Raw genomic sequence first — 24,868 nt, 5'->3', positions numbered from 1 at the left:
TTCCCACGTCAATCCTGATGCCCAAAGCCTCCTGTTGCCGCCGCCTGCGGACACTGCAATAAGCGCGCGGGTATGCGGATGGTTCGCGATATTGGATCAGCCAAGAACAACAACCCTCAAGGGAGAAGCCCAATGAGTTTTTCACGACGCACGCTGTTGAAGGCATCCGCGGCGTCCGCGGTGCTGGGCGGCATTGGCGCGCCACTGGTGGCGCGGGCCCAGACTGCCGAATTTACCTACAAGTACGCCAACAATCTTCCGGACGGCCATCCGATGAACGCTCGCGCCAAGGAAATGGCGGCGGCGATCAAGGCTGAGACCAATGGCCGGTTCGACCTGCAGATTTTCCCGAACAACCAGCTCGGTTCCGATACCGACATGCTGAGCCAGATCCGTTCGGGCGGCGTCGAATTCTTCACGCTGTCCGGGCTGATCCTGGCGACGCTGGTGCCGGCGGCCTCCATCAGCGGCATCGGTTTTGCGTTCCCGGACTACGAGACGGTCTGGAAGGCCATGGACGGCGGCCTGGGCGCCCATATCCGCGGCGAGATCACCAAGGCGAACCTCGTGGTGATGGACAAGATCTGGGACAACGGCTTCCGCCAGACCACGTCTTCGAGCAAGCCGATCAACGGCCCTGACGACCTCAAGGGCTTCAAGATCCGCGTGCCGGTGTCGCCGCTCTGGACCTCGATGTTCAAGGCGTTCGATGCAGCCCCCGCCTCGATCAATTTCAGCGAAGTTTACTCCGCGCTGCAGACCAAGATCGTCGAGGGCCAGGAGAATCCGCTGGCGATCATCTCGACGGCGAAGCTGTATGAAGTGCAGAAATTCTGCTCGCTGACCAACCACATGTGGGACGGCTTCTGGTTCCTGGCGAACCGCCGCGCCTGGGAGAAGCTGCCAGAGGATGTCCGGACGATCGTCGCCAGAAACATCAACGCGGCCGGCGTCAAGGAGCGCGAGGACGTCGCGAAACTGAATGCCGGACTGCAGCAGGAACTGGCCGGCAAGGGCCTTACCTTCAACCAGCCGAACGTGACGCCTTTCCGCGAAAAACTCCGCTCCGCCGGCTTCTACGCGGAATGGAAGGGCAAATACGGCGACCAGGCCTGGGAGCTGCTCGAAAAGTCCGTCGGGAAGCTGTCGTAAGATCTTGTCGTAACGCCTTGTAACGTCTGAGGGGCCGTCGTGGCTCATGCCGGTTTGAGTGAAGCCGTTGGCGGCGAGGTGGGTCAGCCCCCTCGCCGCCGATCTGCTCTTGCATCGATTGAACACGCGCTGGGAATGCTGGTCGAGATTCCGGCCGCGCTCCTGGTCATAGCCGAGATCGTCATCCTGTTTGCCGGCGTGGTGGCGCGCTATGCGCTGCACCGGCCGCTGATCTGGTCGGACGAACTGGCCTCGATCCTGTTCCTGTGGCTCGCCATGCTGGGCGCCGCGGTCGCATTCCGCCGCGCCGAGCACATGCGGATGACGGCGGTGGTCGCCAGCGCCAAACCGGCCATGCGCGCCTATCTCGATTTGGTGGCGACCTCGGCCGCGCTGGCATTCCTCATCCTGATCGCCTGGCCGGCCTACGAATACGCCTACGAGGAAAGCTATATCACCACGCCGGCGCTGCAGATCGCCAATATCTGGCGCGCCGCGGCGCTGCCGGTCGGCATTGCGCTGATGGCGATGTTTGCGCTGCTGCGGCTGGCGCGATCCGGCAACGTCCGGACGCTGGCGGCGGCGATCCTGTCGGTCGCGCTGGTCATCGCGGTTTTCTGGCTTGTGAGAGGCTCGCTAAAACCGCTCGGCAATCTCAACCTGATCATCTTCTTTGTCGGCGTCGCCGGCTTTTGCGTGTTCGCCGGCGTGCCGATCGCCTTCGGTTTCGGGCTCGCGACCTACGGCTATCTCGCGCTGACGACAGGCACGCCGCTGATGGTGCTGGTCGGCCGCATGGACGAGGGCATGAGCCACCTGATCCTGCTGTCGGTACCGCTGTTCGTCTTCCTGGGGCTGCTGATCGAAATGACCGGCATGGCGCGCGCCATGGTGGCGTTCCTGGCGAGCCTCTTAGGGCACGTTCGCGGCGGGTTGCATTACGTGCTGGTCGGCGCGATGTACCTGGTGTCGGGCATTTCGGGCTCCAAGGCAGCCGACATGGCGGCCGTGGCGCCGGTGCTGTTTCCGGAAATGAAGGCGCGGGGCGCCAAGCCGGGCGATCTGGTCGCCCTGCTCTCCGCCACCGGCGCGCAGACCGAGACCATTCCGCCGAGCCTCGTCCTGATCACCATCGGTTCGGTCACCGGCGTTTCGATCGCGGCGCTGTTCACCGGCGGCCTGCTGCCGGGCGTCGTGCTGGCGCTCACGCTGTCGGCGCTGGTGTGGTGGCGTTACCGCGACGAGGACCTGCGGCACGTCACGCGCGCCAGCGGCGGCGAGATCGTCCGCGCCCTCGCCATTGCCCTGCCCGCCATCGCGCTGCCGTTCGTGATCCGCTACGCCGTGGTCGAGGGCATTGCGACCGCCACGGAAGTCTCCACCATCGGCATCGTCTATGCCTTCATCGTCGGCTACCTGATTTACGGCCTGTTGATCTACCGCAATTTCGACTGGCGGCGGATCGTGCCAATGTTGGTCGAGACCGCGTGCCTGTCGGGCGCGATCCTGCTGATCATCGGCTGCGCCACCGGCATGGCCTGGGGGCTCACGCAATCCGGCTTCTCGCGGACGCTGGCGGCCGCCATGACTGGCCTGCCCGGCGGTTCGGCGACGTTCATCGCGGTGTCGATCGTGGCGTTCGTGATCCTCGGCAGCGTGCTCGAGGGCATCCCGGCGATCGTGCTGTTCGGGCCGCTGCTGTTTCCGATCGCCCGCGCCGTGGGCGTCCATGAGGTTCACTATGCGATGATCGTCATCCTCGCGATGGGCATCGGACTGTTCGCGCCGCCGTTCGGAGTGGGCTATTATGCCGCCTGCGCCATCGGTCGCGTTGACCCGGCGGAAGGCATCCGGCCAATCTGGGGCTACCTGCTCGCACTGATGGTCGGCCTGATTATCGTGGCGATCTTCCCGTGGATTTCCATCGGGTTCCTGTAAACTTTTAAGATGGGACAGAGCCAATGAGCGCAGCCCAGAACCAGTATTCGATCGGATTGGACAAGACGCCGGCGAACTACGTGCCGCTGACGCCGCTCAGCTTTCTGGCGCGCAGCGCCGCCGTCTATCCCGATCACGTCAGCACCGTCTACGAAGGCCGCATTTTCACCTGGGCGCAGACCCACGAGCGCTGCAAGCGCTTTGCGTCCTGGCTCGCCGGCCGCGGCATCGGCACCGGCGACACGGTCGCGGCGATGCTGCCGAACATCCCCGCCATGAACGAGGTGCACTTTGCGGTCCCGATGGCGGGCGCGGTGCTGAACGCGCTGAACATCCGGCTCGACGCGCCCTCGATCGCCTTTCAGCTCGACCATGGCGGCGCGAAGATCATTCTGGTCGATCCCGAGTTTTCCGGCGTGATCGCGGAAGCGCTGACGCTGATGAAGGGACCGAAGCCTTATGTCGTCGACGTCGACGACGCGGCGTTTGCGGGCGGCAAGCGGATCGGCGAAATCGAATATGAGGCGGCGGTCGCCGCAGGCGATCCGGCTTTCGTCGCAAAGCGGCCCAGCGACGAATGGGATGCGATCGCGCTGAGCTATACCTCGGGCACCACGGGCAATCCCAAGGGCGTCGTGACTCATCACCGCGGCGCGTATCTCAACGCCGTCAGCAACATTCTGGCCGGCAATCTGGGCCAGCATCCGGTGTATCTCTGGACGCTGCCGATGTTCCACTGCAACGGCTGGTGCTTTCCGTGGACGATGGCCGCTGCGGCCGGCATCAATGTCTGCCTGCGCAAGGTCGATCCGGCCAAGATCTTCGAGCTGATCCCCAAGCACGGCGTCACCCACATGTGCGGCGCGCCGATCGTCTACAACACGCTGATCAACGCGCCGGGCGCCCCGAAGGGCAAGGCCGCGCGCCCCGTGGTAGGATTGATCGCGGGCGCTGCACCGCCGGTCGCCGTGCTCGAGGGCGCCGAAAGCATCGGCATCAAGCTGACCCATGTCTACGGCCTGACCGAGGTCTATGGCCCCGCCTCCGTCTGCGCCGAGCAGCCGGGCTGGGACGAACTGCCCGCCGACCAGCGCGCGCAACTGAAACGCCGCCAGGGGGTGCCCTACCCGCTGGAAGAAGCCGTTACCGTGTTGAACCCCGAGACCATGCAGGAAGTGCCGCGCGACGGAGAGACCATCGGCGAGGTGATGTTCCGCGGCAATATCGTGATGAAGGGCTACCTGAAGAACGAGAAGGCCACGCAGGAAGCGTTCGCCGGCGGCTGGTTTCACACCGGCGATCTCGGCGTGCTCGACGCGGATGGCTACGTCATCATCAAGGACCGCTCCAAGGACATCATCATATCCGGCGGCGAGAACATCTCTTCCGTCGAGGTCGAGGACATCCTCTACAAGCATCCCGCCGTGCTGTTCGCCGCCGTGGTGGCAAAACCCGATAGCAAATGGGGCGAAGTCCCCTGCGCCTTCGTCGAGCTGAAGGAAGGCGTCAAGGCGACGGAAGCCGAGATCATCGCCTTCTGCCGCAGCCACATGTCCGGTTTCAAGACGCCGAAGGCGGTCGTGTTCGGCGCCATCCCGAAGACGTCCACCGGCAAGATCCAGAAATTCATGCTGCGCGAGCAGGTGGATTCGGCGAAAGCAATTACGGCGTAGCTTGAGTAGGGTGGGCAAAGCGCAGCGTGCCCACCCTACGAAGCTTATCCCACCGGCGGATAATATTGCGGCGCTTCGGTGCGCTCGAACATCCCGTAATCGCGCATCACTTCGAACACTCGAAAATATTCTACCGTCGGATCGGCAAACAGACTCGGGCCGAATTCGATGCCGACCCACTCATCTGGCAGATCGACCAGATGCGCAAAATGCCCGTCGCGGTAAACGCTCGCAAAAGCGTCGCGGCGCCAGTCGGTTTCCACCGCCAGCGTGGCCTGCTTTGATTCCGAAGCGAGCATGTAGGTCGGCTTGCGCCGCGCGGGATCGTTGTAGGGTGTGCGCCGCTCGGGCTGCCAGGCCGATTGTCCGGGCCGTTGTTCGTGAATGACCTGCGCCACACGGATGCGATAATCCGAAAACACCCGCTCGCGGCCGACGGTCTGGACATCATGATGGTGAGCATGGGCGCGCCACGCCGTCAGCGCCCCCTCGTCCTGCCAAATCTGATAGGACAGCAGCAGGTCCGCCCGCGTCAAACTCCTGAAGCGTTCGATGAAGCGGCAGCCGCCGATCGCCTCGAGGTCGGGTTTCAGCCCGGCCGCGAGATCGAGATATTGCTCGCGATGTCCGGGCTTTGTCTGAACTTCAAAGAACAGGCCGATCATTAAAGTTCCTCCGCCTGATTCAGTCAGCCGCGTGCGCGGCGGGCAGGTTCGTTGGCCGCGTCATCATCGCGGTATTCGAGGATGTCGCCGGGCTGGCAGTCCAGCGCTTCGCAGATCAGCGCCAGCGTGTCGAAGCGGACGCCCTTGACCTTGCCCGATTTCAGCAGCGAGACGTTCTGTTCGGTGATCCCGATGCGCTCGGCGAGTTCCTTCGAACGCATCTTTCGCCGCGCCAGCATGACGTCGAGATTGACGGTGATCGGCATCGCCATTGCCCTCAGACGAAGGATGCGTTTTCGTCGGCGATGCGGGTGGCTTCCACCATCACCGAGGACACCGCGAGCAGGACACCGCCAACGATCAGCGCCAGATAGTCGTGAGACGACAGGGTGATGACGAGCTGGCGAGTGCCCGACGGATTGTTCAGCGTGAAGGCGAGCATCAGCGCGGTCGACGAGACCGGCCCGAGAATGGCCTGCGCCAGCACGGAGCCGGCGAAATGGCGCAGCAGGCGCGCGCTTGCCAGTGTGAACACCTGCCCATCGGCAAATTTGAGGAATAGCGCACGTACCTGCCACAGGCCGAACAGCAACACGCCGACCGGAACGGCGGTGATGGCCGCAGCGGCGGTCAGGTGTCCCGTGGACAATGACAAGCCCTGCCCGGCCTGGCCCAGCCGCGCCAGCAGGAGGTTTCGCGTCCAGTCGGGAATGAAGAATACCGCGATCATGGCGGCGGCGATCAGCAACATGCCGAGCGTGGTCAGCATCGCCATGGCCTTGGAAAAGCGGCGGAGACGATCGGGACGTTCGAATGCGGTCATCGGTTCAATCCTATTGACGCGAGATATAATTATCGTATTACGTTAATTAATCATCGTCAAGAAGGTTGCCAAGAATGAACTCCAGACGTCTCCTGCACTACTTGCTGCTCGTCCTTCTGATGGGGGCGATGTCTGGCTGCAGCCATATGCCGGTCACCTCGATGGTCAAACTCGCCCGGGTCGATTTCGAGACCTCGGACCCCGCGCAATTGCGCGCCGCGATCAAGCTGCCGCGCGCCCTGCGGGCCCAGCCAAGAGGCGTCGCACTGCGGATCGCCGTGCAGGTCGGACGCGCGCCTGAAGAAGCCCGCGACTTCATGCTGCGCGAAATCCCCGAACCCGCGGAGCTGACGCGCGAGGCCAGCGCCGGCAGTCACATCTTCGCCTATCGCATCGATGATGCCGACCTCGCTCGCCTGACAGCTTTTCGTGCCGAGCTGATCGCCAAGAAGAGTTCGGGTCAGAAAGGCTCGATCTCGATTTCGGTAAGGCCGCAAGCGTGCAAGGTCGGCGAACTGCCGGACGGTCCGATCTATTTCAGCACATATCTGAGAACGGCCGAGACCAAGGATTATGTGGCGCTGGCCCGCGACGTCGACCTGCGCTCGATCGTGACGAACGCCGCCGTGGTGGCCGAGATCCCGCGCTGCGGACCTTAAGGCAGATCCAGCCGGATGCCGTCGTAAGCCGGGATTACGCCGGCCGGCAGGCTCTGGCGCAGCACCTCGTAATCGAGGTCGGAGTGCATGTTGGTGATGACGGCGCGCTTGGGCTTGAAGCGCTCGATCCATGACAGCGCATCGCTCACGCTGAAATGGCTGGGATGGCCGGCGTAGCGCAACCCGTCGACGATCCAGAGGTCGAGATTTTCGAGCGCCGGCCAGCTCTCCTCGGGAATGTCGTGCAGGTCGGGCGTATAGGCGGCGTTGCCGACACGGAAACCGAGCGCAGGGATATTGCCATGATGGACCAGGAACGCGGAAAGCTTCACCGGCCCACCCTTCCCTTCGATCTCCTGGCTCTCGCCGGCCTCGATCGAATGTCGCGTCAGGATCGGCGGATAGTCGCTGCCCTCCGGCGAGATGAAGCAGTAGGAGAACCGCGCCATGATGTCCTTGGCGGTCGACTGGTTGAAATAGACCGGGATACGCCGGCGCTGGTGCATGACGACCGAACGCAGATCGTCGATGCCGTGGGTCTGGTCGGCATGCTCATGGGTCAGGAAAACCGCATCGATATGGTCGACCTCGGCGTCGAGCAACTGCTCGCGCAGGTCGGGCGAGGTGTCGATCACGATCCGCGTGGTGCCGTGCGCACCGGTGCGCTCCACCATCATCGAGCAGCGGCGGCGGCGGTTCTTTGGATTGCCGGGATCGCAGGCGCCCCAACCGAGCGCCGGCCGTGGCACGCCGGCCGAGGAGCCGCAGCCGAGGATCGTCAGCGTTACCGTCATGCCGCGACCTTCGGCGCCGGCACTTTTGAAAACAGCCGGAAGAAATTTTCCGTGGTCTGCCGCGAGATTTCCTCCAGCGAGACGCCGCGCGTCTGCGCCAGCACCTTGGCGACCTCGAGCACGTAAGACGGTTCGTTGCGCTTGCCGCGAAATTTTCCCGGCGCGAGATAGGGCGCGTCGGTTTCGACCATGATGCGATCGGCCGGCAGCTCGGCGGCGAGTTCGCGCAAGGCTTCCGACTTCTTGAACGTCAGGATGCCGGTGAACGAGATCGACAGGCCGAGATCGATCGCCTTCATCGCAAGGTCGCGCCCGCCGGTGTAGCAATGCAGCACCGCGCGGAACGGCCCCTTCGCCACTTCGTCTTCGAGGATGCGGCCGCAGTCGACATCCGCCTCGCGGGTATGGATCACCAGCGGCAGATCCGTGGCCCGGGCTGCAGCGATATGGGCACGAAAGCCGCGCTCCTGCGCTTCGCGCGAGCCATGCTGGTAGAAATAATCCAGTCCCGCCTCGCCAAGCGCCACGACTTTCGGGTGTTTTGTCCGCTCGATCAGTTCATCGGCCAAGATGCCGTCTTCCTCATCGGCGTGATGGGGGTGGGTGCCGACCGAGCAATAGACGTTGGGAAACCGCTCGGCGATCGCGAGCAGCCCGCCGAGCCGCCGCACCCGGGTCGAGATGGTGACCATACGTCCAACGCCGGCGGTCTCGGCGCGCGCGACCAGCGCGTCCAGATCCTCGCCAAAATCCGGAAAGTCGAGGTGGCAATGACTATCGACGAGCATGGCTGGCAAACGGCTCAATCCATCTTTGGTTCGACATAGCGCGGGAATACGCCGACCGGCGGCGGCAAGGTCACGCCGGGCGCGATGCGCTTGCCGAGCGCAGCAAAGTCGCGCGCGTCCTCAGGGATACCGAGGCTGTCGAGCAGCTTGGCTGAGGCCTCCGGCATCGCCGGCTGGGTCAGGATCGCGATCTGCCGCACGACTTCCGTGGTCACATACAGCACGGTCTTCTGCCGCGCCGGATCGGTCTTGGCCAGTGCCCAAGGTGCCTCGCCCGCGAAATAGCGGTCGGCCTCCGCGACTACGGACCAAATCACGTTCAGCCATTGATGGATCTGCTGGCTCGCCATCGCCGTCCGCGACGCGGCCAGCATGGCGTCCGCTTCCGCCAGCATCTCCTTGTCGTTGGCGGTGAACTCGCCCGGCTCCGGCAGCACGCCGCCCAGCTGCTTGGCGATCATCGACAGCGAACGTTGCGCCAGATTGCCGAGACCGTTGGCAAGGTCGGCGTTGATCCGCGCGACGATGGCTTCATGGTTGTAGTTGCCGTCCTGACCGAACGGCACCTCGCGCAGGAAGAAATAGCGCACCTGGTCGACGCCATACTGGTCGGCGAGATTGAAGGGATCGACGACGTTGCCGACCGACTTCGACATCTTCTCGCCCCTGTTGAACAGGAAACCGTGCGCATAGACCCGCTTCTGCACGGGGATGCCGGCCGACATCAAAAACGCCGGCCAGTACACCGCGTGGAAGCGGATGATGTCCTTGCCGATGATGTGCACGTCCGCCGGCCAGTAGCGCCATTTGTCCGCGCTCTCGTCGGGAAAGCCGACGCCGGTGATGTAGTTGGTCAGCGCGTCGACCCAGACATACATCACGTGTTCAGGATCGTTCGGCACCTTGACGCCCCAGTCGAACGTCGTGCGCGAAATCGAGAGGTCTTTCAGGCCGCCCTTCACGAAGCTGATGACTTCGTTACGGCGCGAATCCGGGCCGATGAAGTCCGGCTGGCTCTCGTACAGCGCCAGCAAGCGGTCCTGATAGGCGGACAGCTTGAAGAAGTAGCTCTTCTCCTCGACCCACTCGACCGGCGAACCCTGCGGCCCGCGGCGCACTTGGTCGTCGCCGACGACGGTTTCCTCTTCGGCGTAGTAGGCCTCGTCACGCACCGAATACCAGCCGGCATAGGTGTCGATATAGATGTCGCCATTCTGCTGCATCCGGTCCCAGACCGCCTGGACCGAACGGTGATGATCAGGCTCCGTGGTGCGGATGAAACGGTCGAACGACACATTCAGCCGCTCGTCCATCTCCCGGAACCGGCCGGCGTTGCGCGCGGCGAGTTCGGCGACGGCCAATCCCTCGCTCTCGGCGGTCTGCACCATCTTCAGGCCGTGCTCGTCGGTGCCGGTCAGGAAGAACACATCCTTGCCGTTGAGCCGCTGAAACCGCGCCAGCGCATCGGTCGCAATCGCCTCATAGGCGTGGCCGATGTGCGGGACGCCATTGGGATAGGCGATCGCGGTCGTGATGTAATAGGTGTTGCGCTCGGCGGCGACGACCGGCGGCACCGCGGGAGCGGGTTTTGCAGGCGGTGTGGCCGGTCTTGCGCGGTCGACGGCCGCCGCGATGGCCCATACGACCGGGCTCGCTTCTTGCGGGGGGGCCGGCTGCGGCTTCTTCGTCTTGCGCGCGGATTTGTTTGCCGGCTCTTTGGCGGCCTTCGGAGTTACTTTCTTGGCGGCCTTCTTGGCAGACTTTTTCGCGACCTTGCCGGCGGCTTTCTTCGGCGCCTTCTTGGCCTTCTTCACGACTCTCTTGGCTGCGCCCTTTTTGACGGCGCGCTTCTTGCCGGACTTCTTGGCGGCCTTCTTGCTCGCGCGTACGGGCGGCGACTTGCGGGCCTTCTTCGCCTTCTTTTTCGACGCTTTCTTTCCAGCCTTCGCCACCACGAATTCCTTTTCAACGCAACGATATCAGGGACAATTGTCGGATTGAGCGTTACCGCGTCGCTTCCGCGAGCATGCCAAACACCGAGAAAACCAGAGGTTTTCGGTCCAGATTATAGGATTCGGTGTCGCGCGCGGCGCGGACGATCTTTTCCCATACCTCAGCGAGCCGTGCAAGGCGGGGCAGGTTGGCGTTGGCGTCGCCGGTCCGCAGCTTTTCGCCGATCCAGCGATCGATGCCGTCGACGAACGCCGCCAGCGCCACCCGGTCGCTGGTGCCGAGCGCCTCGCCCAGCGCGTGCAGCTCGCGCGGATCGACCTGCGGCAGCGTCGCCAGCAGCGCCGCGGTCTTCTGCTGCAGCTTCAGCGCGTCGCCGCCGAGCAAGGTCAGCGCGCGGGACACGCTACCCTCCGAGGCGTCGGCCGCCTCGGCCAGCGCCGGATCATCAGGCGCGATGCCCGCGGCTGCCGAGGCCGCGCGAACGACGTCGTCGGTCGCGAGCGGTCGCAGCGGCAGCTTGCGGCAGCGCGACAGGATCGTCGGCAAGGCCCGCGCCGGCGAATGGCTGACCAGCAGAAACAGCGATTTCTGCGGCGGCTCTTCGAGGATCTTGAGCAGCGCGTTGGCGGCATTCGGGTTGAGTTCGTCGACGGTGTCGACGATGCAGACGCGCCAGCCGTCCACCGCCGCGGTCGAGCCGAAAAACGAAATCGTCTCCCGCGTCTCGTCGACGGTGATCACCGTCCGCATCACACCGCGATCGTTCAAGCCTCGCTCCAGCACCAGCAATCCGCCATGTGCGCCCGCGGTGACCTGGCGCGCAACGGGATCGCCCGAATCGAGCGCCAGCGTCTCGGCGCGCTGCACCACAGGCGACATGGGATTGGCATGCGCGAGCACGAAGCGAGCCATGCGATAGGCCAGCGTCGCCTTGCCTATGCCTTGCGGGCCGCCGATCAGCCAGGCGTGCGGAATTCGCCCGCTGCGATAGGCATGGAGCAATGCTGTCTCGGCCTCGCGGTGGCCGAACAGATCGGCCGTTTCTCTGGCGTGCCTGACCGCCGTTTCCTGCTCGACCTTGCGCGCGCTCATGCGGTCCCCGCCGGGCTCGGGACCGCGAGCACACGATCGCGCAATGCCGTCCAGACGCGGGCAGCGACCGCATCGGCATCGGCGTTGGCGTCGATCAGCACGCAGCGCTGCGGGTCCTCGGCGGCGATCTGCCGGTAGGCATCGCGCAGCTCTTGATGGAATTGCAGGTCTTCCGACTCGAACCGGTCCGGAGCGCCGCTGCCGCGGCGGGCCGCCGCGCGCTGCAGGCCGACTTCGACCGGGATGTCGAGAATGACGGTCAGGTCCGGCCTGAGATCGCCGATCGTGACGCGCTGCATGGCGTTGAGCACGCCCGGCGCGACCTGCCCCAGGCGGCCCTGGTAGGCGCGGGTCGAATCCGAGAAGCGGTCGCACAACACCCATGTTCCCTGGCTCAATGCGGGCTGGATCACGGTGCGAACGTGATCGTCGCGGGCGGCAGCGAACAGCAACGTCTCCGCCTCCGGTCCCAGCAGCTTTCCCATTCCGGACAGCACGAGGTGTCGCATGATCTCGGCACCCGGTGACCCGCCGGGTTCGCGGGTAACGATGACGCGCCGCTTCGCCGTCCCCAGGCGCTCGGCGAGCTTCTTGATCTGGGTGGACTTTCCGGACCCCTCACCGCCTTCGAACGTGATGAATTTTCCGCGTCCGGAAGGCCGCCGCGGCGCTTGCTGGTTCATGCTCAGAGCTTCTCCGCGCTCGCGCGGAACATGCCGATGACGAGTTCGCTGGCGCCATCGATCGCGCGGCGCATGGTCGAGCCGGTGCCGACCGCCTCGGCGGCATAGACCGGCGCCTCTACCGCGATATTGGCCCCGCGCCACACCTTGACGTGCCCCACCGGCTGGCCGGCCTGCACCGGCGCCTTCACCGGACCGTTATAGACGATGCGCGCGATCAGCTTCTCGCTGCCGTTCTTGGGCACCATCACCTTGATCGGCTGGGGGCTGGCCAGCTTCACCGAGCGGCTTTCGCCGCCGAACACTTTGGCGTAGCCGACCTGCTGGTTGGCCGCGAACAGGGTGCGCGTCTCGAAATTGCGAAAGCCCCATTCCAGCATCTTCTTGGCTTCGGAGGCGCGATCGTCGGGGTCTTCCAGGCCGTTGATGACGACGATCAGCCGCGTGTCGTTCTGCACGGCAGAGCCGACCATGCCGTAGCCGCCCTCCTTGGTGTAGCCGGTCTTCAGCCCGTCGGCGCCGGTGAGCGAGTTCAATAGCGGATTGCGGTTCTGCTGCCGGATCTTGTTCCAGATGAATTCCCGTTCGCCGAACAGCTTGTACATGTCCGGATAGGTCAGGATCAGGTGGCGGGCGAGCTTTCCCAGTTCGCGCACCGTCATCCGGTTGGCAGGGTCCGGCAGGCCGTTGGAATTGCCGAAGGTCGACTTCGTCATGCCCAGTTCGCGCGCCCGCTTGGTCATGAAGTCGGCGGCAAAGATCCGTTCGTTGCCGGCCATGCCCTCGGCCAGCGCGATGCAGGAATCATTGCCGCTCTGGATGATGGCGCCCTTCAGGAGGTCGTCCACCGGCACCTTGCTGTTGAGGATGGCGAACATCGTCGAGCCGCCGGCCGGCGCGCCGCCCTTGCGCCAGGCGTTCTCGCTGATGCGGTACTCGTCCGTCAGCTTGACCTTGCCTTCCCTGATGGCGTTGAAGACCACCTCGACCGTCATCAGCTTCAGCATGCTGGACGGTGCCCGCAATTCGTCGGCGTTCTTCTCGAACAGCACGCTGCCGCTCGATGCCTCGATCAGGATGGCCGTCGGCGCATCGCCGTCAAAGCCGCCGTCTTCCTTCTTCGGCGCGCCCTGCACGCTGTTGTTGGCGGCATAGACGATCCCGCCCCAACCCACTGCGAGCGCGACCGCGGCGGCCAATAGACCGCGCCACGGGATGAAGGCCGCGGCGGCGGATGTGCGGGAAACGGAAGTCTCGGCTGCCATCGGCGATGTCCTGAATTCCTGCGTTCTAACAGCTGGGAGTCTCGCAAACAACACGGGGCTTTGGATTGTCCCGGGGTCGATCGGATTGCGGCGCCGGACGAAGGAACGTATCGTGGTAGTGCTGCAAACCTTGTCGACAAAACACGTAAAACAGGGCGGAAACGCGATGTCATCCTCACGGACCATTTCCGCCAACGGGCTGGAGTTCTTTGTCGTCGAAGAAGGACAGGGCCCGCTGGTGTTGCTCTGCCACGGCTGGCCCGAACTGTCCTATTCCTGGCGGCATCAGATTTCGGCGATCGCGGCCGCCGGCTTCCATGTCGTCGCCCCCGACATGCGCGGTTTCGGCCGGACCAGCGCGCCGGCGGATGTGGCCGCCTACACCCTCTTCCACAATGTCGGCGACATGGTCGCCCTGGTGGCGGCGCTTGGCGAAAAGCAAGCGGTCATCATCGGCCACGACTGGGGCGCGCCGGTCGCCTGGCACGCGGCGATGTTCCGGCCGGATATCTTCACCAGGGTCGCGGGCCTCAGCGTTCCCCCTCCTTCCCGCGGCCGCGGCCTGCCGCTGGAAACCCTGCGGAACAACGGCATCACCAATTTCTACTGGCAGTACTTCCAGCCGCCGGGAGTGGCCGAGGCTGAATTCGAGCGCGATGTCGCCGCCACCATGCGAACCGTGCTGGCCGGGCGCGGCTTCTCCGACCCGGTCGCCCATCAATTCGTGAACGAGGGCGGCTTCCTCGCGGGCGCGGATCCGACCAGGCCGTTGCCGGCCTGGCTGACCGAGTCTGATCTGGCCTATTTCACGACCATCTATCAAAAGTCCGGCTTCCGCGGCGGGCTGAACTGGTATCGCAACATCGACCGCAACTGGGAACTGACCGCGCCATGGCAGGGTGCGCAGATCCACCAGCCGTCCCTTTTCATTGCGGGATCGAAGGATGGCGTCATTACCGGGCTGATCGGCGCCAAACTGGTCAACGAAATGGAGCGCGTGCTGCCCAATTTGCGGCAGAAGCTCATTGTCGACGGGGCCGGCCACTGGATCCAGCAGGAGCGCCCCGACGAGGTCAACGCCGCCCTGATCGCGTTCCTGAGGGGCTAATTCTCCGTCATGTCCGAGCTTGTTCCGGGCATGACGAGAAAAACGACGATCTGGGGCTTGGCGGCTAGTACAGCCCGCGTCCGCTGAGGACCTCGCTTTGTCCCCGCGGACCGACCGGCAGATAAGCCTGGCTCGGGGCATAGCTGGCGTCGTTCTCGTAGGACACAGCGCGGGGATTTTGCGCGGCGCGTCCCCGTGAACGGCTGGAGGCCGACATTTCCGAGGTCGCATGGATCGAGGCGTAGTCGGCCGAGCCGTTGCCGAGGTTGTAGGGCCGGCCCTCCGGCATTGGAACCTCGCCCCGGATGCGGCCCACGGACGACGGCATTTCGGGCACAAACGGCTGAGCCGAAGCGACCCGGACCGTGGATGGCGACGGCGCCGGCTCGCCGGTGCGCAGCGTGGCCAGCAGCTGGCGGTCGTCGGAACCCTCCAGCGGCGCCCGGCCGACATACTCGACGCGGACCTTGGCGACGCCATTTGCTTTGAATTCAAGGAGTTCCGCGGCCTTGTTCGAAACGTCGATCAGGCGGTTGCCATGGTAGGGGCCGCGGTCGTTGACCCGTACGATCAGCGACTTGCCGTTCTTCACATTGGTGACGCGGGCGTAGCTCGGGATCGGCAGGGTCGGATGGGCGGCGGTGAGCGAGGTCATGTCGAAGATCTCGCCATTGGCGGTCAGCCGGCCATGAAAATCATCGCCATACCAGGAGGCCATGCCCTCGGCGCGGTAGTTAGGGTCTTCTTCCGGCACATAGACCCGGCCGGCGACGGTGTAGGGCTTGCCGATACGGTAGGTCCCGCCCCCCTTCGGAACGTTCTCGCCAAGCGCCACCACGCGGGGGCTCGAGGAGACGCCGTATTTGGGATCGACTCGGCTGGCGAATTTTTCCGACGAGGCGCAGTTGGCGAGCAGCAGGCAAGTTGCAACGGTAGCGGTTGCACGCGCCGCAAGGACGATCGTTATGGTCCGTCGATTCCCCATCGTCCCCAATTACCATGTTCAGCGGCCGGCTGCCTACGTCGAAGCATTACGGCCTTTACCCCACCGATGCGGCCCCACCCGCATCACGTCGTGAAGATATCGCAACCGGAACACGGCGGAAATGGGGAGCGACGTTGCATCGTGAACGATCTGCACCCGCGTGGTGAACGAATGGTTGCCATGAGCCCCGTTGAACTACGGGGCGATACACGGTGTATCCGCAAATCTGTTGCAGCAAATCATCACTCATGGCCGATCTCGATTCCGGCCTTTGAATCTTTTTGACTGTGCAAGGCTGTAGTCGTTCTGTGGATTGCGCGGGGGCGCAAAGGATTTGTGCGATGATCGAGACGGTTACAACATTGATGGGCCTGGTGAGCGCGGGCATTTTCCTGGCTCATGCATTTGAAGGCTATCGTTCCAGGGCTTGAGGTTTGAACGGCTGGCGGTCGGGAATTGCCTCGGGCGCCCAGAGAGCTTGCAGCGAAATAAGATTGGCAGTTCCGGCCAATGATTCCGAAAGCTTTAATGAATTCGGACGAGCATTTCGGTGGTAGGTGTAACATGCGCAGCCACGACATTGTCTCCAACGGATTTCTTGCCCTGACCACGGCCAGCCTCGTGTTGCTGTGTTCGAGTCTGCTGGCAGTGGCGTTCGGCTAACGAGGTTTCTGCTGTTGTCTGCGGCGCTGTGCCGGGATGATTCGGACTGTGCCCCCTCCCCGTCACGTGGACGAAGATGCCGATCAGCGGCCGGCGATAGCCCGGCGAGCTTCCCCAAAAACGATGAGATGTTGCCGTCGGGGCCACGTTCGCATTGCGTTCAGACGAGCGCTACGCTAACCGACTGAAGTTCCTGAGCTGGAAGGGTGGCCGAGTGGTTTAAGGCACCGGTCTTGAAAACCGGCGTGCCTGCAAGGGTACCGTGGGTTCGAATCCCACCCCTTCCGCCAGAAAATCCCTGTCCAGCCCGGACACATAGGTAACAGGTCGTACCTGAGACATGGGTGACAACCTCGTGCCGAACGGGTTGTCGAGGGTTGCAGGGTCACTCCACACGCTTTCATGGCGCGGGCCCGTTATTGCTCGGCACGCGCGTTCGCCGTCAACCCCGCGCGCCGAAGGCGCGCCCCTTCGGGCTTCGGGGGGTGACCGTTCAGCGCGGCCAAGCAAATGGCCGCCATGCCAACAATGAGCAAGAGTGCCTCTCGGTCAGAGCGGCGATGTCGTACCGGGGACATCGGTGACGGGCTTCGGGCCGAATGGGTTATCGAGGGGTTGCAAGGTCTTTTGCTCCAGGTCGAAGTATCCCAGATCGTAGTGCATGAAGCTGATGAGCCAAATGCCCTCGTCGACTTCCTTGATGCCGAGCTTCTGTCCGGCCAGCACGGTTGAGATGTTGATCCTCTTGCGATGCAGGCAGAGCCGCCCGCAAGCGGTAACGACGACGTCACGATCGTGGAAGGGGTAGGTCAGGTCTGGCGAGCCGGCATAGACGCGCGTTGAGGCGGTGTAGAACTCGGCAGGGCACTTCATGTCGAGCGCCTCGTGCGGTCTTTCCGTATTGAACTCGCGGACAAAGGCATCGAAGCGGTCCTGCTGCTGCAGGCTGTTGAAGCCCGGCGGTCGGGTCGCCTCTTTCTTAAGGGTCAATTTCAGACGAGCGTTTTTCCGCTCACATAGATTCCAAGCGGGTCGGGATGATGGGCTATTCGTTCGGCGGCGCTGTGGCGCTGATCATGGGCGGAGCAAAGCTAAACTTGGCGCGCTTGTCGGATTACTGTCGTGAGCACCGCGACGATCCAAGAGCTTGCGACGGCATACCCACGGACGGGTCGTGGGCAAACATTCCAGGCAGGAAATCAGATGACGCCATTTCACGGCGTCTTTATCGCTCCCTGTCCGCCAGCCGTATCAGGCCAATCAGCCGACACGTCCGCACTTTGCAATGATGCGCCCGGCGTTGACCGGATCGCCATTCACCGCCTGCTGGTGATGAAATATCGCAGTTTCTTCGCGCGCATCGGTCGCGTCTTGAGTCGGATATTGTCGTTTCCAACGCACTTTCAGCCGCACACATGCGCCGGCGGGTTTTGCTCGCGGAGTCACGTGACCTGCAACGTCAGATCTGCTGGCGACAGGTGTCGAGCGATAAAGCCGGTTGCGGGTTGGGCACGATGTTCGTTGCGCCTGCGAGTCCCCACCCTTAGTCCGGCGCCCTGGTAACCTTAATTCTCCGTTTCGATTGCCGTTAAAATTTTATCGATTACTATCGTGGTCAGTCGCGCGGGGCAAAATACCCGAACGATTAGAGGCCGGAGCCAGCGCGCGGCCTCGCCGAAATCAGGCAATGGAACCGGTCGCGAACCGGCAGTTGCGGAAATGAGCCGTCCGGTGACCGCCCGGGCGGCTCTTTCTATTGGCGGCCCTTGGCTGCGATGAAGAAGCGGCTTTGGCGGCGCGCGTCAGACCGAGCGGTCGATCGCACCAATTTTGTCGGCCCGGCGCACGACAGGTTCCGGACGACATGCGCCGGGCCATCACCACCACGGGGCTCGCTCCCGAAAATGGCGTGTTCAGGCTGGGTCTGATTCTTGGCGGAAGTTGGCGCGTTCGGCGTCAAACCGGAGTCACCTCGAAACGGCCTCGACGATTGAGCTAGGTTGAGTGGGCAGCTTCAATGCCACTACCACCCACGGCCGTCACTTCATTGCTTCGACTTGATTGGCGACAGCAGGTACGCCGTCAACAGCATCGGCGGGCCCCAGAGCGACAGCGCCCCGTAGATGATGAACTCCACAACATCCATGCGCGTCCCCGATGAAATGTCGCTTGTTAAACTTCGCCCAGATTCGTTCTGGTTGAAAGCAAAACAGTTTTTGCATCGCAACCACGCTCGATCCCAAGCGGGTTCCCGGCGCAACGCCGTCTCACAGGGAACTGGGTATTGGAACCCTATGGCGTCCGTATGTCCGGCTCCAGGCGACCCGGGGGAGAATTTGAGGAAGCGGGCTCGTCATCGGCGATGGCGCGCCAGCCCGCCCCTTCAAGGTCGTCATACTGGCCGTTCTTGAGCGACCAGAGAAAGCCGATCAGCCCGAGGCCGCCGAGCGCGAGTGCCAAGGGTACGAGGAAGACCAGGACTTCCATCAGCCAAGCTCCCGCGTGCCGCGATGGGCACGCAATGCGTTCAGGATCACCAGCAGCGACGAACCGGACATCGCGGCGGCGGCGACCAGCGGCGTCGCCAGGCCTGCGATCGCAAGCGGCACGGCCAGGAGATTGTAGCCCGCGGCCAGCCACAGGTTCTGCCGCATAAGCCGCAGCGCTTTTCGCGCAAATCCGATCGCGGTGACGACCGGCGCGAGGCGGTCGCCGAGGAACACCAGGTCGGCGGTCGCCTGGCTCAGATGGGTGGCGCTGACCGGCGACATCGAGACGTGGGCGGCGGCCAGCGCCGGCGCGTCGTTCATGCCGTCGCCGGCCATCAGCACCTTGAAACCCTGCCGCTTCAAATTCTCGATGCGGGCGATCTTGTCGGCCGGCGTGACGCCCGCGCGCCATTCACGGACCCCGAGCGTCTCGGCGGCATGGCGTACCGCTTCCTCGCGGTCGCCCGACAAGATCTCGACCTCGATGCCGGCCTTGCGAAGCGTGGCGATGGCGCCGGCCGCATCGGCGCGCAGACGCTGCCGCACCGCAAACACATGCCGCGTTTCGCCATGACGGAACGCGACCACCGAAGCCTCGGGATCGCTGCCAAGGATGTGTTGGGCGATCTGGTCCGCATCGCAGAACGACGGCCGGCCCAACCGCACCTCGATTCCGTCGACGACGCCCTTCACGCCCTCGCCCGCGATCTCCTCGATGTCGGCCAACGGCGTCTTTGCACCGGAGGCCCGCGCCACGGCGGCGGCGACCGGATGATGGCTGGCCAGCGCCAGCCGCCCGGCAAGTTCGAACATGTCGCTCGGAATGTCGGCCGCATTGGTGACGTCGAGCTCCGGCAAGGTCAGCGTGCCGGTCTTGTCGAACACGACACGGTCGATTTCCGCCAGCCGCTCGATGGCATCGCCGGAATTGAGCAGCACGCCGGTCCGGAACATGGCGCCGGCAACCACGGTCTGCACCGCGGGGATCGCCAGCCCGAGCGCACAGGGGCAGGTGATGATGAGCACGGCGATCGCGGTGACGATGGCGTCGTGCCAGCTCGCGCCGGCCGCCGCCCAGCCCAGCATGGTGAGCAGCGCCGCCGCATGCACCACGGGGGCATAGAGCCGCGAGGCACGGTCGGCGAGTTGAACGTAGCGGGAGCGCGCCTGTACGGCGTTGTCGAGCAGCCGGCTGATTTCCGCCAGCAGCGTGCCTTCGGACGCCGACGATACAAGCACCCGCAAGGTGCCCGACAAATTGAGCGTGCCGGCATAGACCAGAGTCCCCGGCCCCGCCTTCGCCGGCAATGTCTCGCCGGTGATCAGGCTCTGGTCGATCTTGGAGTGCCCCTCGATCACGGCGCCGTCGACAGAACAACGCTCGCCCGGACGCAGCAGCACGATGTCGCCGGCAGCGATCGCCGCGATCGGCACGACGCTAATTTCGTCGCCACCGATGAATTTCGTCGCGGTTTCTCCCTTGAGCGCGGCGAGGTTGCCGGCCACCGCGCGGGTCTTGCGGCGCATGCTCTGGTCGAGGTAGCGACCGGCCAGCAGGAAGGCGAGCAGCATCAGCGCGGCATCGAAATAGGCATGTTCGGCGTGGTTGATCGTCTCGGCCACCGACATGCCGAGCGCCAGCACGATGCCGATCGAGATCGGCACGTCCATGTTGGTGGCGCGCGCCCGCAAGGCGCGCCAGGCCGACTTGAAGAACGGCTGCCCGGAATAGGCCGCCGCCGGCAAGGCGATCAGCGCCGACAGCCAGTGGAAGAAATCGCGCTGCTCCGGGATCATGTCGCCGACATTGCCCGACCACACCGGGATCGACAGCATCATGACGTTCATCGCGGCAAAGGCGGCGACGCCGAGACAGCGCAGCAGGAAGCTTGCCTGCGCGGTCTCATCCGCTTCGGCACGAACCGGCTCGAAAGGATAGGCCTTGTAGCCGAGCTCCGCCAGGCGGTCGATGAACCGCGCCGGGTCCAGCGTGCCTTGTTTCCACTCCAGCGCCACCCGGCGGTCGGTCAGGTTGACGCGGGCCAGCGTCACATCGGGCAGCGCCGAAAGTCCGCGCTCGATCTTCGACATGCAGCCGGCGCAGCTGACGCCCTCGACCGCCAGGTCGATATGCGACAGCCCGGAGTCGAGATGCCGGACGTAATGTGAAAAGTCTCGCGCCGCCTGCATGATCTGGCCTTCTTCTGTTTGAGCATGATCGCTTCGGGCAAACGGTTCCCGCTGTTCCGGATCAGGCTCTAGTTCAACACGACGCGGTTCTTCGACAGGAACAGCCGCTGCCCCGCGGCAACGCCTTCGAGCACCAGATCCCATTGGCCCGGCGCGACCGTCTCCGCGCTGCCGCGATAGATGCCGATCCCCGTTTCCGCGAGTGCGACCGGCCGGTCGGCGCGGCGATCCGTCGGTCGCTCGAACCGGCCCTGGAACGTCAGCCCGGACATCGGCTGACCGGCACTGTCGCGCACCTCGACCTGCAACATGGCGCCGCCCTGCCCGCTGCGTTCGACGTGGGCATCGACCTTCCAGTTGCGTGCGCTCTGGTCGCGGGCGGTGGCGATCTCCTTGGCATAGGCGAGGCTGGCGCTGTAGGCGCTGTCGACTTCGGTGCCCGGCAGGGTCTGGATCGCCAGGCGCATCATGACGAGGTTGACCCCGATCACGACGGCGAAGAACGCCGCCACCATGAAGAACACCATGCGTCCGGTGATCGGTCGTATCGCGCGTTTCTGGCTCATGTGAACTTCCTCGCCCCTGTCATGGCGCCACGAAATGATCGGTGACGCTGGCAACCTCGCCGAGACCGATATCGGTGACGCGGAAGCGCACCGGTATCGATTTGGCGGGATTGCTCTCCGCGGGCGCCGTCACCAGCAGCCGCAATTCGGTGGTGGTGTCGCGCGCCAGCACGATCATCGGCCGGTCCTGCGTCACGGAATCGGCGCCGACGACATGCAGCGCGGCGTTGACCGGACCGTCGACGTCGATTGCGATGACCCGGTCGAAACCGCGCTTGTTCAGGAGACGGGCGGTATAGGCATTGCGGATCGATCCGTCGGCAAGTTTTACCGCGACCGGATTGCGGTCATGCAGCACGTTGATGTCGAGCAGCGTCCGCGTCAGCATCGCATACAGCATGATCGCACCAACGGCGGCAATCATCACCGCATAGGTGACGGTGCGCGGCCGCACGATGCGGTAGATCGGCGGCTTGCCGGCCGCGCGGCGGTGGATGTTGATGTCGTTGTCGTAGCCGATCAGCCTGGTTTCCCGGCCGATCTTGTTCATCACGGTGTCGCAGGCGTCGATGCACAGGCCGCACTGGATGCAGTCGAGTTGCGATCCGTTGCGGATATCGATGCCGGTAGGGCACACGGCGACACACTGATAGCAATCGATGCAGTCGCCGACCGGCTGGCCCAACGCGCGCAGCTCGTTGGCCTTCTTCAGCGACGTGCGGGCTTCGCCGCGATCGTATTTGTAGGTGACGTTGAGCGCCCATTCGTCGGTCAGCGCGGCCTGAATCCGCGGCCACGGGCACATGTAGACGCAGACCTGCTCCCGCATCCAGCCGGCGAGGAGGTAGGTCGTCGCCGTCAGGATGCCGATCCAGATATAGGCAATCATCGGCGCCTGGAAGGTGACGAGCTGCTTCACCAGCGTCGGTGCGTCATTGAAATACAGCACCCAGGCGCCGCCGGTCCACCAGGCGATCATCAGCCAGATCGAGTGTTTCAGCAGGATTTCGGCGAAGCGTTCGAGCTTCATCGTGCCCTTGGCGGCATCCTTCCGCATCCGTTCGCGGCGATCACCCTCGATCAGGCGCTCGACGGCGTAGAACAGGTCGGTCCAGACCGTCTGCGGGCAGAGGTAGCCGCACCAGATGCGGCCGCCGACGGCGTTCATCAGGAACAGCGTCAGCGCGGCGACGATCAACAGGCCGGTAAAGTAGTAGACTTCCTGCGGCCAGAGCTCGATGAAGAAGAAATAGAACCGGCTGTTCGGCAGATCGATCAGCACCGCCTGATCCGGCGCGCCGAGGCCGCGATTCCAGCGCACGAACGGCAACAGGTAATAGACGCCGAGGCAGAACGCCATCAGCCCCCATTTGGTCCGGCGGAAGGTTCCGGATACGCTCTGCGGATAGACCTTCTTCTGGGCCGCATACAGCGGCCCATCGTCGTCAAGCTGCAGGTCGGTCGGGTTCACGGGCTGGTTCATCGCAGGGCTGATCTCTTCTCGGAAGTTCACTGTAGGCCGAGCTTTGAGAAGCCGTTTGATCCACCTCAAAGAGGAAGGACGCCTGCCCCGCCCTGGTGGCTATTTGCCTCCGCCGAGCGAGTGGACATAGACCGTCAGCGCCTTGATCGTGGAAGGATCGAGCCGGTCGACCCAGGCAGGCATCACGCCGGCACGGCCGTTGCTGATGGTCTCAACCAGCGTCGCCTCGTCCGAACCGAAGAGCCAGATCTTGTCGGTCAAATCGGGCGCGCCGAGTTCCTGATTTCCCTTGGCGTTGTCGCCGTGGCACGATGTGCAGTTTTCGGCAAAGATCTTCTTGCCGGCCGCCGCGTCATATCCCGCCGCCGTCGACAGGCCGGATAGCGACCGCACGTAGTTGGCGACGGTGACGATCTGGTCCTTCTTGAGGATACCGTCCTTGCCGAACGCCAGCATGGCCCCCTCATGCGCTTTCGCGTGCCCCGAGCGAACGCCGAACTGGATCGTCTGCATGATCTGGTCAAGGCTGCCGCCCCACACCCATTCGTCGTCGTTCAGGTTGGGATAGCCCTTGGCGCCGGCGCCGCCGCTGCCGTGGCAGGGCGCGCAATTGTCGCCGAACACCGTCTTGCCGCGGGCGCGGGCCAGCGCCAACAGGGCGGGATTCTTCTCGATCTCCTCCAGCGGAGCGGCGCCGAGCGCCACCATCTTGTCACCGCGGATCTTTTCCAGGTTGGCGAGTTCGTTGGCGACCTCGGCGCGCGTGGAGTAGTTCCAGATGCCGGTCGTATGGCTGCGGAGCAGCGGCCAGGCCGGGTACACGATCCAGTAGCCGATCGCCCAGACGATGGTCAGGTAGAAGGTGATCACCCACCAGCGCGGGAGCGGCGTGTTGAGTTCCTTGATGCCGTCCCACTGGTGACCGGTGGTCGACCTTCCGGAAACGTGATCGATATCGCTGTGTTCGGTCATGTCAGGCTTACTCCTCGCGCAAGGGCATTTTGGCCGCTTCGTCGAAGGCAGCCTGGTTGCGCGGCCAAAGGGCGTAGGTCACCACCGCGATGAAGATCCCGACGAAGATCGGCGTCCAGACCGACGTAACGAGGTCGGAAGCGATGTTGTGGACTGTGAGAATTGCTTTCATCGTTGTGCCTTCTCAGCGAAGATTGGCTTTTTCGTTGTAAAGCTTGAAGTCGACCAGCGTGCCGAGCATCTGCAGGTAGGCGACCAGCGCATCCATCTCGGTCGGAGCGCCGCCCTTGCCGTCGAAATTGCGGGCGACCGCCTTGGGATAGCGCTTGGTGAACGCGTCCACGCCGGCGTTGTCCGGATCGGCCTGCGCCTTGAGATCGGCGACGGCGTTGGCGATCTGCTCGTCCGAATAGGGCACGCCGACGATGCGGTTGGTGCGCAGATGGGCCGCGAGGCTGGTTTCGTCGACGTCGGTCCGTGACAGGAAGGCGTAACCCGGCATGACCGATTGCGGTACGATCGCGCGCGGATTGTTCAGGTGCGTGACATGCCATTCGTCGGAATACTTGCCGCCGACGCGCGCCAGGTCCGGACCGGTGCGCTTGGACCCCCACTGGAAGGGATGGTCGTACATGCTCTCGGCTGCGAGCGAGTAGTGTCCGTAGCGTTCGACTTCGTCGCGCAGCGGCCGGACCATCTGCGAGTGGCACAGGTAGCAGCCCTCGCGGACATAGACGTTGCGCCCGGCAAGCTCGAGCGGCGTGTACGGCCTGACGCCGTCGACCTTCTCGATCGTGCTCTTGAGATAGAACAGCGGCGTGATTTCGACGAGGCCACCGATCGCGATCACAACGAGGATGCCCGCGATCAGGACGATCGAGTTCTTTTCGAAGATTTGGTGTCGTGTCCAGAAAGACATGTGTGCGC

Annotated in this window: 22 protein-coding genes, 1 tRNA gene and 1 pseudogene; 6 read left to right on the top strand and 18 right to left on the bottom strand. The window is 64.0% G+C overall.

Annotated features, from left to right (window positions below):
- The first annotated feature begins 132 nt into the window (after nucleotides 1–132).
- Genes QUH67_RS18120 through QUH67_RS18110 form a run of 3 tightly spaced genes read left to right on the top strand, consistent with a single transcriptional unit; the run spans nucleotide 133 to nucleotide 4,763 of the window.
- The gene (locus QUH67_RS18120) at nucleotides 133–1,152 is read left to right on the top strand and encodes a TRAP transporter substrate-binding protein (protein WP_300940150.1); all 1,020 of its coding nucleotides are present in this window, start codon (nucleotides 133–135) and stop codon (nucleotides 1,150–1,152) included.
- Between the two features lie 39 nt (nucleotides 1,153–1,191).
- Nucleotides 1,192–3,090: a TRAP transporter large permease gene (locus QUH67_RS18115; RefSeq protein ID WP_300940149.1), complete on the top strand. Its 1,899-nt coding sequence runs from the start codon at nucleotides 1,192–1,194 to the stop codon at nucleotides 3,088–3,090.
- 23 nt (nucleotides 3,091–3,113) lie between these two features.
- Nucleotides 3,114–4,763 carry an acyl-CoA synthetase gene (locus QUH67_RS18110; protein WP_300940148.1) on the top strand — a complete coding sequence of 550 codons (1,650 nt, stop codon included), beginning with the start codon at nucleotides 3,114–3,116 and terminating at the stop codon, nucleotides 4,761–4,763.
- 44 nt (nucleotides 4,764–4,807) lie between these two features.
- On the opposite strand, the gene QUH67_RS18105 is transcribed toward QUH67_RS18110, so the two are convergent.
- From QUH67_RS18105 to QUH67_RS18095, 3 genes are read right to left on the bottom strand one after another with little or no spacing between them, the layout of a single operon-like run.
- Nucleotides 4,808–5,428 carry an antibiotic biosynthesis monooxygenase family protein gene (locus QUH67_RS18105; protein WP_300940147.1) on the bottom strand — a complete coding sequence of 207 codons (621 nt, stop codon included), beginning with the start codon at nucleotides 5,426–5,428 and terminating at the stop codon, nucleotides 4,808–4,810.
- 23 nt (nucleotides 5,429–5,451) lie between these two features.
- On the bottom strand, nucleotides 5,452–5,694 hold the full coding sequence (locus QUH67_RS18100; RefSeq protein WP_300940146.1) for a helix-turn-helix domain-containing protein: 243 nt from the start codon (nucleotides 5,692–5,694) through the stop codon (nucleotides 5,452–5,454).
- Nucleotides 5,695–5,705: 11 nt separating this feature from the next.
- Nucleotides 5,706–6,251: a DUF2975 domain-containing protein gene (locus QUH67_RS18095; protein WP_300940145.1), complete on the bottom strand. Its 546-nt coding sequence runs from the start codon at nucleotides 6,249–6,251 to the stop codon at nucleotides 5,706–5,708.
- Between the two features lie 74 nt (nucleotides 6,252–6,325).
- Between QUH67_RS18095 and QUH67_RS18090 the strand changes: the two genes are divergently transcribed.
- Complete coding sequence (locus QUH67_RS18090; protein ID WP_300940144.1) at nucleotides 6,326–6,910, top strand: hypothetical protein; 585 nt, start codon at nucleotides 6,326–6,328, stop codon at nucleotides 6,908–6,910.
- On the opposite strand, the gene QUH67_RS18085 is transcribed toward QUH67_RS18090, so the two are convergent.
- Genes QUH67_RS18085 through QUH67_RS18060 form a run of 6 tightly spaced genes read right to left on the bottom strand, consistent with a single transcriptional unit; the run spans nucleotide 6,907 to nucleotide 13,485 of the window.
- Nucleotides 6,907–7,704, bottom strand: a complete 798-nt coding sequence (locus QUH67_RS18085) for an MBL fold metallo-hydrolase (RefSeq protein ID WP_300940143.1) — start codon at nucleotides 7,702–7,704, stop codon at nucleotides 6,907–6,909. The two genes, QUH67_RS18090 and QUH67_RS18085, sit on opposite strands and share 4 nt — an antisense overlap.
- Nucleotides 7,701–8,492 (bottom strand): TatD family hydrolase, encoded by a 792-nt coding sequence (locus QUH67_RS18080; RefSeq protein WP_300948085.1) that lies wholly within the window; start codon nucleotides 8,490–8,492, stop codon nucleotides 7,701–7,703. The genes QUH67_RS18085 and QUH67_RS18080 overlap by 4 nt, the downstream gene beginning before the upstream one ends.
- Before the next feature lie 14 nt (nucleotides 8,493–8,506).
- The gene (gene metG, locus QUH67_RS18075; protein ID WP_300940142.1) at nucleotides 8,507–10,444 is read right to left on the bottom strand and encodes a methionine--tRNA ligase; all 1,938 of its coding nucleotides are present in this window, start codon (nucleotides 10,442–10,444) and stop codon (nucleotides 8,507–8,509) included.
- A 52-nt stretch (nucleotides 10,445–10,496) separates the two neighbouring features.
- The gene (locus QUH67_RS18070; RefSeq protein WP_300940141.1) at nucleotides 10,497–11,537 is read right to left on the bottom strand and encodes a DNA polymerase III subunit delta'; all 1,041 of its coding nucleotides are present in this window, start codon (nucleotides 11,535–11,537) and stop codon (nucleotides 10,497–10,499) included.
- Nucleotides 11,534–12,220: a dTMP kinase gene (tmk, locus tag QUH67_RS18065; RefSeq protein WP_300940140.1), complete on the bottom strand. Its 687-nt coding sequence runs from the start codon at nucleotides 12,218–12,220 to the stop codon at nucleotides 11,534–11,536. Before tmk ends, QUH67_RS18070 begins: the two co-directional genes overlap by 4 nt.
- Nucleotides 12,221–12,222: 2 nt before the next feature.
- A complete protein-coding gene (locus QUH67_RS18060) occupies nucleotides 12,223–13,485 on the bottom strand; it encodes a D-alanyl-D-alanine carboxypeptidase family protein (RefSeq protein WP_300940139.1) in 1,263 nt (420 codons plus the stop codon).
- Nucleotides 13,486–13,651: 166 nt separating this feature from the next.
- Between QUH67_RS18060 and QUH67_RS18055 the strand changes: the two genes are divergently transcribed.
- On the top strand, nucleotides 13,652–14,593 hold the full coding sequence (locus QUH67_RS18055) for an alpha/beta fold hydrolase (RefSeq protein WP_300940138.1): 942 nt from the start codon (nucleotides 13,652–13,654) through the stop codon (nucleotides 14,591–14,593).
- Between the two features lie 64 nt (nucleotides 14,594–14,657).
- Here the strand turns inward: QUH67_RS18055 and QUH67_RS18050 are convergent, their stop codons facing one another.
- Complete coding sequence (locus tag QUH67_RS18050; RefSeq protein ID WP_300940137.1) at nucleotides 14,658–15,578, bottom strand: septal ring lytic transglycosylase RlpA family protein; 921 nt, start codon at nucleotides 15,576–15,578, stop codon at nucleotides 14,658–14,660.
- Between the two features lie 863 nt (nucleotides 15,579–16,441).
- Here QUH67_RS18050 and QUH67_RS18045 point away from each other — a divergent pair.
- Nucleotides 16,442–16,531, top strand: a tRNA-Ser gene (locus QUH67_RS18045).
- Nucleotides 16,532–16,790: 259 nt separating this feature from the next.
- On the opposite strand, the pseudogene QUH67_RS18040 reads toward QUH67_RS18045, so the two are convergent.
- The 8 genes and pseudogenes from QUH67_RS18040 to ccoO form a co-directional block, all read right to left on the bottom strand.
- Nucleotides 16,791–17,240 (bottom strand): annotated as a pseudogene (locus tag QUH67_RS18040) (integrase core domain-containing protein); the annotation flags it as partial.
- A gap of 1,293 nt (nucleotides 17,241–18,533) precedes the next feature.
- Nucleotides 18,534–18,728, bottom strand: a complete 195-nt coding sequence (gene ccoS / locus QUH67_RS18035) for a cbb3-type cytochrome oxidase assembly protein CcoS (protein ID WP_300940136.1) — start codon at nucleotides 18,726–18,728, stop codon at nucleotides 18,534–18,536.
- Nucleotides 18,728–20,920: a heavy metal translocating P-type ATPase gene (locus QUH67_RS18030; protein WP_300940135.1), complete on the bottom strand. Its 2,193-nt coding sequence runs from the start codon at nucleotides 20,918–20,920 to the stop codon at nucleotides 18,728–18,730. Before QUH67_RS18030 ends, ccoS begins: the two co-directional genes overlap by 1 nt.
- Nucleotides 20,921–20,988: 68 nt before the next feature.
- Entirely contained in the window at nucleotides 20,989–21,486 is a 498-nt protein-coding gene (locus QUH67_RS18025; RefSeq protein ID WP_300940134.1) for a FixH family protein, read from the bottom strand.
- A gap of 19 nt (nucleotides 21,487–21,505) precedes the next feature.
- Nucleotides 21,506–22,969 (bottom strand): cytochrome c oxidase accessory protein CcoG, encoded by a 1,464-nt coding sequence (ccoG, locus tag QUH67_RS18020; RefSeq protein WP_300940133.1) that lies wholly within the window; start codon nucleotides 22,967–22,969, stop codon nucleotides 21,506–21,508.
- Nucleotides 22,970–23,068: 99 nt separating this feature from the next.
- Nucleotides 23,069–23,941 carry a cytochrome-c oxidase, cbb3-type subunit III gene (ccoP, locus tag QUH67_RS18015; protein WP_300940132.1) on the bottom strand — a complete coding sequence of 291 codons (873 nt, stop codon included), beginning with the start codon at nucleotides 23,939–23,941 and terminating at the stop codon, nucleotides 23,069–23,071.
- 7 nt (nucleotides 23,942–23,948) lie between these two features.
- On the bottom strand, nucleotides 23,949–24,113 hold the full coding sequence (locus tag QUH67_RS18010; protein WP_300940131.1) for a cbb3-type cytochrome oxidase subunit 3: 165 nt from the start codon (nucleotides 24,111–24,113) through the stop codon (nucleotides 23,949–23,951).
- Between the two features lie 12 nt (nucleotides 24,114–24,125).
- Nucleotides 24,126–24,860, bottom strand: a complete 735-nt coding sequence (ccoO, locus tag QUH67_RS18005) for a cytochrome-c oxidase, cbb3-type subunit II (RefSeq protein ID WP_300940130.1) — start codon at nucleotides 24,858–24,860, stop codon at nucleotides 24,126–24,128.
- Nucleotides 24,861–24,868: the final 8 nt, after the last annotated feature.

It is taken from the genome of Bradyrhizobium roseum (genome assembly GCF_030413175.1).
GTDB classification, from domain to species: Bacteria; Pseudomonadota; Alphaproteobacteria; order Rhizobiales; family Xanthobacteraceae; genus Bradyrhizobium; species Bradyrhizobium roseum.
Note: the sequence above shows the minus strand (reverse complement) of the source record. Positions and strands in the feature narration are given on the sequence as shown.

Excerpts from the sequence above, each read along its gene's own strand:
- QUH67_RS18095 (WP_300940145.1), bottom strand. The coding sequence starts at position 6,251 with ATGACCGCATTCGAACGTCCCGATCGTCTCCGCCGCTTTTCCAAGGCC.
- ccoP (WP_300940132.1), bottom strand. The coding sequence starts at position 23,941 with ATGACCGAACACAGCGATATCGATCACGTTTCCGGAAGGTCGACCACC.
- ccoS (WP_300940136.1), bottom strand. The coding sequence starts at position 18,728 with ATGGAAGTCCTGGTCTTCCTCGTACCCTTGGCACTCGCGCTCGGCGGC.
- QUH67_RS18120 (WP_300940150.1), top strand. The coding sequence starts at position 133 with ATGAGTTTTTCACGACGCACGCTGTTGAAGGCATCCGCGGCGTCCGCG.
- QUH67_RS18055 (WP_300940138.1), top strand. The coding sequence starts at position 13,652 with ATGTCATCCTCACGGACCATTTCCGCCAACGGGCTGGAGTTCTTTGTC.
- QUH67_RS18060 (WP_300940139.1), bottom strand. The coding sequence starts at position 13,485 with ATGGCAGCCGAGACTTCCGTTTCCCGCACATCCGCCGCCGCGGCCTTC.
- QUH67_RS18110 (WP_300940148.1), top strand. The coding sequence starts at position 3,114 with ATGAGCGCAGCCCAGAACCAGTATTCGATCGGATTGGACAAGACGCCG.
- QUH67_RS18010 (WP_300940131.1), bottom strand. The coding sequence starts at position 24,113 with ATGAAAGCAATTCTCACAGTCCACAACATCGCTTCCGACCTCGTTACG.
- ccoG (WP_300940133.1), bottom strand. The coding sequence starts at position 22,969 with ATGAACCAGCCCGTGAACCCGACCGACCTGCAGCTTGACGACGATGGG.
- QUH67_RS18090 (WP_300940144.1), top strand. The coding sequence starts at position 6,326 with ATGAACTCCAGACGTCTCCTGCACTACTTGCTGCTCGTCCTTCTGATG.
- QUH67_RS18070 (WP_300940141.1), bottom strand. The coding sequence starts at position 11,537 with ATGAGCGCGCGCAAGGTCGAGCAGGAAACGGCGGTCAGGCACGCCAGA.
- QUH67_RS18100 (WP_300940146.1), bottom strand. The coding sequence starts at position 5,694 with ATGCCGATCACCGTCAATCTCGACGTCATGCTGGCGCGGCGAAAGATG.
- QUH67_RS18080 (WP_300948085.1), bottom strand. The coding sequence starts at position 8,492 with ATGCTCGTCGATAGTCATTGCCACCTCGACTTTCCGGATTTTGGCGAG.
- QUH67_RS18030 (WP_300940135.1), bottom strand. The coding sequence starts at position 20,920 with ATGCAGGCGGCGCGAGACTTTTCACATTACGTCCGGCATCTCGACTCC.
- QUH67_RS18025 (WP_300940134.1), bottom strand. The coding sequence starts at position 21,486 with ATGAGCCAGAAACGCGCGATACGACCGATCACCGGACGCATGGTGTTC.
- tmk (WP_300940140.1), bottom strand. The coding sequence starts at position 12,220 with ATGAACCAGCAAGCGCCGCGGCGGCCTTCCGGACGCGGAAAATTCATC.
- QUH67_RS18105 (WP_300940147.1), bottom strand. The coding sequence starts at position 5,428 with ATGATCGGCCTGTTCTTTGAAGTTCAGACAAAGCCCGGACATCGCGAG.
- QUH67_RS18050 (WP_300940137.1), bottom strand. The coding sequence starts at position 15,578 with ATGGGGAATCGACGGACCATAACGATCGTCCTTGCGGCGCGTGCAACC.
- QUH67_RS18085 (WP_300940143.1), bottom strand. The coding sequence starts at position 7,704 with ATGACGGTAACGCTGACGATCCTCGGCTGCGGCTCCTCGGCCGGCGTG.
- ccoO (WP_300940130.1), bottom strand. The coding sequence starts at position 24,860 with ATGTCTTTCTGGACACGACACCAAATCTTCGAAAAGAACTCGATCGTC.